Source organism: Methanobrevibacter sp., assembly GCF_045586545.1.
Classification (GTDB): domain Archaea; phylum Methanobacteriota; class Methanobacteria; order Methanobacteriales; family Methanobacteriaceae; genus Methanocatella.
Window position 1 is genome coordinate 24,700 of sequence record NZ_JAZNAN010000094.1, and the last position, 6,871, is coordinate 31,570.

Genomic DNA, 6,871 nt, shown 5'->3' on the forward strand with positions numbered 1-6,871 from the left:
CAAATCCCCTCTCTAATCCGCATCTAATAATATAGGTAATAGTGATACAACACCAGCTAAAACATCTTGAGGCCTTACGGCACAACCCGGAATTTTTGCATTTACGGGTATAATATTTTCAACTGGTCCTTCAATTTCTTCTGAAGGAATGTCACCATAACAGTTCTTATAAACACCACCCATCAGAGCACAACTTCCAGCGGCTACAACCAGTTTCGGATTAGGAATAGCCTCGTAGATTGCCTCCAATGGTTTTCTATTCAAATGTGTAACTGGTCCTGTGACAACCAAAACATCCGCTTCACGTGGATTCCATGTCAAGAACACATTATACTGCTCAGCATCAAATCTTGGTGATAAAATTGAATTAACAATTTCAATGTCGCATCCGTTACAACCGCCTGTATAAACCAGCATTACATGTATAGCATGAGTTCTTGAAAATGATTTAATTCCCATCTAATCACCTTCCTCTTTATTTTTCAATACTGTTTTATCAGATAAGTATTGTGCAATGATTTTAAGTTTATCATCAGAAATTTTAAATGGTTGTTCAAGGAATTCGGAAACATCCACTTCCTGATCGCCAACGCAACTTGGATGGACTGTTCCCTTTTGTCCGTAAAGTGAGAATATAGGACAAAAATCATGACAGTAATAACAGACAACACATTTTTCAAGATTAATTTCAGGTACTTTATCTTTAGTCCAATCATCAGTCAATTTAACAGGACTAGCTAATGGTTTCATCTCAATTGCACCTGTTGGACATACATTAGCACAACCAGAACATCCGATACATGCTTTTTCATCAACTCTGTCATCTACTTCAACTGAAAGAGTGGAAATTTGCCTTCGTAATTCCATGTCTGTAACTCTATCAGCTGCAAAAAAGATTCTTTTAAAGTTGGTAAAAGCTCCTCCTAAAGCTATTCTAATTAAATTCCTCATTTAAATACCCTCTATTGAATCTTTAAAATTTCTCTCGAATAAAAATGCTCTTGCAGGACATCCATTTTTACATGCTCCACAATATGTACATTTTTCTTCATTAACTACATAATTGCCATCAATTTCATCAATTGCTTCATATGAACAAGTTTTATAACATAATCCACAGTGCATACACAATTTTTCTTCAATGAAATTAAATCCACCAGTGATTTCATTTTTATACATTGTAGATTTTGGAATAGCATCGACAGGACAATGTACTGCACAGTTTTCACATAAAATACATTTATCAAGGTTAACAGATATAGTTCCTCTGTTAAGCATGATGGCTTCTTCCTGACATACTTCAACACATATTCCACAGGAAATACAATCATCTGATACTTTTCCATCCCATGAATGGGTCATGAATTGACGTGCATTAGTTTCATTACAAACTTGGACACATTTACCGCATGAAACACAGAAACCTGCCAATGTAGGCAATTCCTCATCATTATATTCATCATAAATAAACATCTCATCGTCTTCACGTAATGTGTGAATAGGACATGAATTAATAGCCTTTTCATGAGCAACATTTTCAGTGTCGCATGATGGGTCATATCTTAACTTATCATCAATTTTGCGTAGAGACTCGTTTTCACATAAATCTGCGCACAATCCACAATTTAGACAAGATATTAATGTGCCTGTTGGTTTTTGATTGATCTTATTAACAATAATCTCAAAGTCCTCGATTGAAATCGCATTATTCGGACAAGCCTTCATACAATTAAGACAAAGAGTACAGGACGGTTTATTGATAATCTGAAACTTATTCATTGATCCATTAGGACAAACATCCTCACATAGTCTGCATTCACTACAAATTCCATCATCCCTGTCAATTTTTACATGAATTGCTCCAGTCGGACAATATTCTTGACATCTGCCACATAATATACATTTCTCTGCATCAGTTCCGACATAAGTCCTTGTAACTTCTTTAACCTTACTTTCGCTTTTATGAGGAACATTATCCAAAGGAGGGTATAAAATTTGCAGTGACCTAATTAAATTAAGTTGTTTGTCCTTTTCAAGCTCATAACCATCTACCCGATTTGGACAAACTTCAGCACATACACCACAACGTGAACATATACCATATACAATTCCATCCTCAATAGAAATATTGTTTGTAGGACAATTGTACATACACATTCCACAGCCGTTACATTTGGCTCTGTCTACGACATATCCTCCGTAACTATTTTGGAATATTGCACCGTTTGGACAGTTTTTATAACAGATTCCACAAGTAAGACAACTAAAGGCTCTTCCATTGATAAATCTTATAGCTTTTGTAGGACATTGTTTAATACAGTCTCTTTTTCCTTCACATGTATTAGTTGATAAAAACATTATAAAAACCCCTTATTTACTCCTTGCAAACAATAGTTTACCAACAAAAATTCCTATTAAAGCAGATAAAAATGCAGTGGAAATACCGACATCAGCGTAAAATGGATAATTACCTGATTGCCATGCTACAATAAAACCTGCAATAAATATCACTACAAATGAAGCAAGAGGGAACTTTGCATCAGTTGAGTCAAGTTTTATTTGAGAACCAATGATAATACCTAATAATAATCCAAAAATAATAGGTCCTAAGCTTATCATTCCTCTTCCTCCATAACTTTCTTAAATCCTGCAAATGCAATAACAATTGCAGATAATCCTACAAATACTTTTAAACCCACGAATATATTGAGATATGGAATAATACCTGCATTGGTAACATCCGGATAATGTAAGACATTTTGTATGTTTGCCGGAACAACATTGAGTAAATCTGTACCTCCGTTGTACAGGAAGAATCCTCCAACAAACAAACCAATTAAACCCAGTACAATAAATCCTAATGCTCCAACGGATTCAAGAATTTCAATATATGCATGTGAGAACTCCAAAGGAGAATGGCCTATGCCATAAACAAGGACGGATAGTATAACTCCACTAGCTATCATTGCTCCACCTTGGAAACCTCCGCCAGGAGTAATGTGCCCACCAAGAATAGTCATTATACCTAAACAGATTAGGACAATTGAAATTGGCAAGGATATAATTTTTAAAATAATGCTATTTTGACTCATCTTTTATCCCCCAATAATCCTCTTCCGAATATAAGTAAAACAACTAAGCCAGCAGTTAATAGAATAATTGATTCACCTAATGTATCATAAGCTCTAAAGTCAAAAATTACGACAGTAACCATGTTAGGCGCAATTTGTGTTCCTAAATAATTGTAAATGTTGCTTACACCAGGATTAATAATGCTACTTAAATGGAATACCCCATCAAATAATGTAACTGAAAATATTGCGGCCAGTACTGTTGCAATTAAATTACGAACTGTATTCAAGTTAGACAAGATTACCACCCCAGTATAAAAATACAACAAGAATTGAAAGTGTTACTACAGCATAAAATATCATTTTCTCTAAAGAATCTTCCTGTTCAATCTTAAACTTAGGAATAAGCGGAATATTTGAAATCAACAGAACAGCCAATATTAATGTGACTAATCCTGCAAGCAAAACATTAACATGCCTTAGCAATATTGCAGATAGCACTAATGATACAATTAAGAATATTTCTGCTGTAAGACTTCCAGAAACATCTGCATTTGTTACAGGTCCCGGTGAAAACAATTTTTTGAATTGTTTTACAACATCAAATATCTGATCATACAATTTCATAATATCCCTCCTACAAAGTTAGAAATTCCGTTTGTAGCTACATCAGGGAATATACCTAATAGTATAATGATAATTAACAATATCAACATTGTAAGTACCATAGAACGAGGAACTTCCTTACCTTTCAATTCTAAATCATTAGGTTTTGGTCTTAAAAACATCACATAGAATGTTTTTACAAATACTACAAATGTGGCTATACTTACCATAATGGCCAAGATAGAAATCTCAGGGAATCCGCAACTTAAAGATGCCTGAACAAGCATTAATTTAGATTGGAATCCGCTTAATGGAGGAACACCTGCCATTGCTAAACCACCAATTAAAAGCATTAAGCTTACTTTTGGATGGTATGCAAGAAGCCCTCCGAGTTTTCTGGTATCCACTTCATTTGTTGCATTTACAATCGCACCAAATCCTATGAATAATAATGCAGTAATGATAATTTCGTTTAATGCCTGGAACAAACCAGCAGTTATTGCAAATTGAGTTCCAAGACCTATACCTAAACCAATGAAACCTAATTCTCCTACAGCTAAAAATCCAATCATCCTTCTGAAGTCAGTTTGTGTTAATGCCATTGAAACACCTAAAATCATAGCTAAGATAGAGAAGAACACTATGAGGACTTCGAATATTGGCAAGACTGAATATATTCTAAGCATGATTAAGACAATTGAAATCATTGAAACAACTGTAAATGATTGTAATAATGCTGCTCCATGAGGTTCTGCTTTTGAATAAATTCCAGATTTGATAGTATGGAATGGTGGTAAACCAGATGCATATAACCAACCAAAGAATATTAAACCAAGAGACAATAAGAATACTGGAGAAGTAGCATCAACCAAACCGTTATGAACTGCAGCTACAATATCAGTAACATTTACACTACCCGCCAATGCAAGTAGGAATCCAATTCCTAAAAGCATCATTGGTGATCCAATTGAACCTAAAATCATATACTTTAATGCCATTTCGTAACTGTAATCTATTGACGAAGCAGCCACAATACCTACTTGAGCAAGAGCTAGTATTTCAAAGAATACAAACATATGGAAAATATCGTCTGTTAATAGCATTGCTGTAACAGCCGCTGTACCCATGAATAATAAGAACAAATAAGGTCCTGAAGCTTTATCATATTTATTTAAGTAAATAAAGATTACAAGGAATGTTAAAAGACCTACCATTCCAAAAAATATCTGTTGTAAGAATGTAAATGAGTATGTAATCGCCGGATGATAGACCACATTTGTTACATTATCTAGCAGCGGTTCGTATCCTCCGAAGTAATGAAGACCATAATTTGAAAGCAATGGGATAAGCGGCAGACATATTGCTACAACAAAAGCCAAAATCTTCGCTACTTTGTTGAACTTTGAAAAAGCACTAATCAGTAATGCTGCCATCATAGGAACAATAACCATAAGTGGAATTAATTCATTCATTGTACTCCTCCCGTTTAGATGTGTCAGCTAACATTACACTAGTACTTAAAGTACCATATCTTCTATATAAAACCATTACTAAAGCAAGCATCACAGCTAAAGTACTTGCACCAATTACAATACTGGTAAGTACCAAACCAAAAGGCAATGGATAAGCTGCATTTGATGCAAACCAAGTGGTATCCATACCCGGCATTAAAATAGGCACGACTCCTCCCGGTTTATAACCAATAGCTACAATGAACAAGTTAGCACCTTCTTCAATAAAACTAATACCAATAATCTTTTTTATGATATTATCAATGAAAATTGCTGAATAGATTCCAATGACTACTAAAGCAACTGAAATCAATAATATCACAAGTTGTGTCTGTGCCATTAGCTATCCTCCCTTTGAGTTTTTTTAACTGCCAATGCAATGAATACAGGAACAATTGCCGCACCCACAATAGCTTGAGTTAAAGCAACATCAGGCGCCAGCAAAACTTGGAAAAGCACTGCAAGAGCAGCTCCTGAAAATCCTGTTAAAATTGCTGCTTTTAATAAATCTTGTTGAATAAGGGCGAGAATTGCACTTATAATAATTATAAAACCTAATACAATTTCTAACATTTTAATCCCCCTCATCAATATCTATTGTAGTAACTGAAAATCTTTCATCCGCCTTAAGTTTTTCTGAATTTTCACTTTCTAAGGCTTGCATTATTTCTTTTGGATGAATAAATGGATGATTTTCATCTACTTCCTCTTCAACAGCCAATAAATCTGAATTATTTTCTACATCTTCTTTCTTCCAATAAGCATTTGCTACTGCATGTGCTATAAATGGTGCTAAAATAAAGTAAATTCCGGCAAGCAAGTATTGCCCAATAGCAATCATGGCAATAATACATGCAATATCAAATAAACCTGCAATGTGGATTCTTGCATAAACAACATTCTTTGTATTTTTACCAACACGAACAAGCCCTATTGCTGAGATAATAATGAAAATAGCTGATATTATAAGAAGTGCTGATTGAATATACTCTATCATCCCTCATCACCCCCTAAAACTACAGCGAAAGCAATAGTGCCTACAAAACCAAAGAATATTAAAGCTAATGATATATCTTTAAAGAACCCAAGATTATATATTTCCCCACCAATGAGTAATGCTACTGCAAAAGCATTAACTACAATAGAGCTTCCTAAAAGCCCCATTGATGTGGATTTATATGCACTTGCTCTTAAAGCAGCCAACATCATTATAATTAATGCAGCAACCACGAACATTTCTGAAATAAACAATATATCCATACTATCTCACTCTATCTTTTTTGAGAAAATGCTGTGAAATCATTCCAACATTTTCTTAATATACTTTTCAAAAGGAATAATATCCTCTTTTTTTCTTGGAGAAATAGCAGCTACTTTGATAATGTTATTTTCACTGTCTAAATCAACAGACAAAGTACCCGGGGTTAATGAAATACTATTTGCTAAAATTGTCTGTGAAACAGGTCTCTCTAAAACTGTTTCAATATCGACGACTATAGGATCAATATTTCCCCCTAAAATTCTATTAAACGCAACGTCAAAGGTTGATTTAATAATTTCATAAATAAGGTCTAAGAAATAAATAATTCCATAACCAATTCTAGTCAAAAACATTAAATAAGCTCCATTTCGTTAATATTAATAATAGCCATACTATTGACTAAATAATAATATTATTATTTA

General features: G+C 34.0%; 13 protein-coding genes. All 13 read right to left on the reverse strand.

Annotated elements, in window-relative coordinates; translation table 11 throughout:
• Window positions 1-12 precede the first annotated feature (12 nt).
• From ACKI3D_RS07275 to ACKI3D_RS07335, 13 genes are read right to left on the reverse strand one after another with little or no spacing between them, the layout of a single operon-like run.
• A complete protein-coding gene (locus ACKI3D_RS07275; RefSeq protein WP_407393307.1) occupies window positions 13-459 on the reverse strand; it encodes an NADH-quinone oxidoreductase subunit B family protein in 447 nt (148 codons plus the stop codon).
• On the reverse strand, window positions 460-951 hold the full coding sequence (locus ACKI3D_RS07280; protein ID WP_407393308.1) for a 4Fe-4S binding protein: 492 nt from the start codon (window positions 949-951) through the stop codon (window positions 460-462).
• Window positions 952-2,358, reverse strand: a complete 1,407-nt coding sequence (locus ACKI3D_RS07285; RefSeq protein WP_407393309.1) for a 4Fe-4S binding protein — start codon at window positions 2,356-2,358, stop codon at window positions 952-954.
• Between the two features lie 12 nt (window positions 2,359-2,370).
• The gene (locus ACKI3D_RS07290; RefSeq protein WP_407393310.1) at window positions 2,371-2,619 is read right to left on the reverse strand and encodes an energy-converting hydrogenase B subunit J; all 249 of its coding nucleotides are present in this window, start codon (window positions 2,617-2,619) and stop codon (window positions 2,371-2,373) included.
• The gene (locus ACKI3D_RS07295) at window positions 2,616-3,092 is read right to left on the reverse strand and encodes an MnhB domain-containing protein (RefSeq protein ID WP_407393312.1); all 477 of its coding nucleotides are present in this window, start codon (window positions 3,090-3,092) and stop codon (window positions 2,616-2,618) included. Before ACKI3D_RS07295 ends, ACKI3D_RS07290 begins: the two co-directional genes overlap by 4 nt.
• On the reverse strand, window positions 3,089-3,370 hold the full coding sequence (locus ACKI3D_RS07300) for an EhbH (RefSeq protein WP_407393314.1): 282 nt from the start codon (window positions 3,368-3,370) through the stop codon (window positions 3,089-3,091). The genes ACKI3D_RS07295 and ACKI3D_RS07300 overlap by 4 nt, the downstream gene beginning before the upstream one ends.
• Window positions 3,363-3,698 carry a hydrogenase gene (locus ACKI3D_RS07305; protein ID WP_407393316.1) on the reverse strand — a complete coding sequence of 112 codons (336 nt, stop codon included), beginning with the start codon at window positions 3,696-3,698 and terminating at the stop codon, window positions 3,363-3,365. Before ACKI3D_RS07305 ends, ACKI3D_RS07300 begins: the two co-directional genes overlap by 8 nt.
• Window positions 3,695-5,149: an energy conserving hydrogenase EhbF gene (gene ehbF, locus ACKI3D_RS07310; protein WP_407393317.1), complete on the reverse strand. Its 1,455-nt coding sequence runs from the start codon at window positions 5,147-5,149 to the stop codon at window positions 3,695-3,697. Before ehbF ends, ACKI3D_RS07305 begins: the two co-directional genes overlap by 4 nt.
• Window positions 5,142-5,528: a cation:proton antiporter subunit C gene (locus ACKI3D_RS07315; protein WP_407393318.1), complete on the reverse strand. Its 387-nt coding sequence runs from the start codon at window positions 5,526-5,528 to the stop codon at window positions 5,142-5,144. The genes ehbF and ACKI3D_RS07315 overlap by 8 nt, the downstream gene beginning before the upstream one ends.
• On the reverse strand, window positions 5,528-5,761 hold the full coding sequence (locus ACKI3D_RS07320; RefSeq protein WP_407393320.1) for a DUF4040 domain-containing protein: 234 nt from the start codon (window positions 5,759-5,761) through the stop codon (window positions 5,528-5,530). The genes ACKI3D_RS07315 and ACKI3D_RS07320 overlap by 1 nt, the downstream gene beginning before the upstream one ends.
• Window position 5,762: 1 nt before the next feature.
• On the reverse strand, window positions 5,763-6,185 hold the full coding sequence (locus ACKI3D_RS07325; RefSeq protein ID WP_407393322.1) for a cation:proton antiporter: 423 nt from the start codon (window positions 6,183-6,185) through the stop codon (window positions 5,763-5,765).
• On the reverse strand, window positions 6,182-6,448 hold the full coding sequence (locus tag ACKI3D_RS07330) for a hypothetical protein (RefSeq protein WP_407393323.1): 267 nt from the start codon (window positions 6,446-6,448) through the stop codon (window positions 6,182-6,184). The genes ACKI3D_RS07325 and ACKI3D_RS07330 overlap by 4 nt, the downstream gene beginning before the upstream one ends.
• 39 nt (window positions 6,449-6,487) lie before the next feature.
• Window positions 6,488-6,802 carry a monovalent cation/H+ antiporter subunit E gene (locus ACKI3D_RS07335; protein ID WP_407393325.1) on the reverse strand — a complete coding sequence of 105 codons (315 nt, stop codon included), beginning with the start codon at window positions 6,800-6,802 and terminating at the stop codon, window positions 6,488-6,490.
• Window positions 6,803-6,871: the final 69 nt, after the last annotated feature.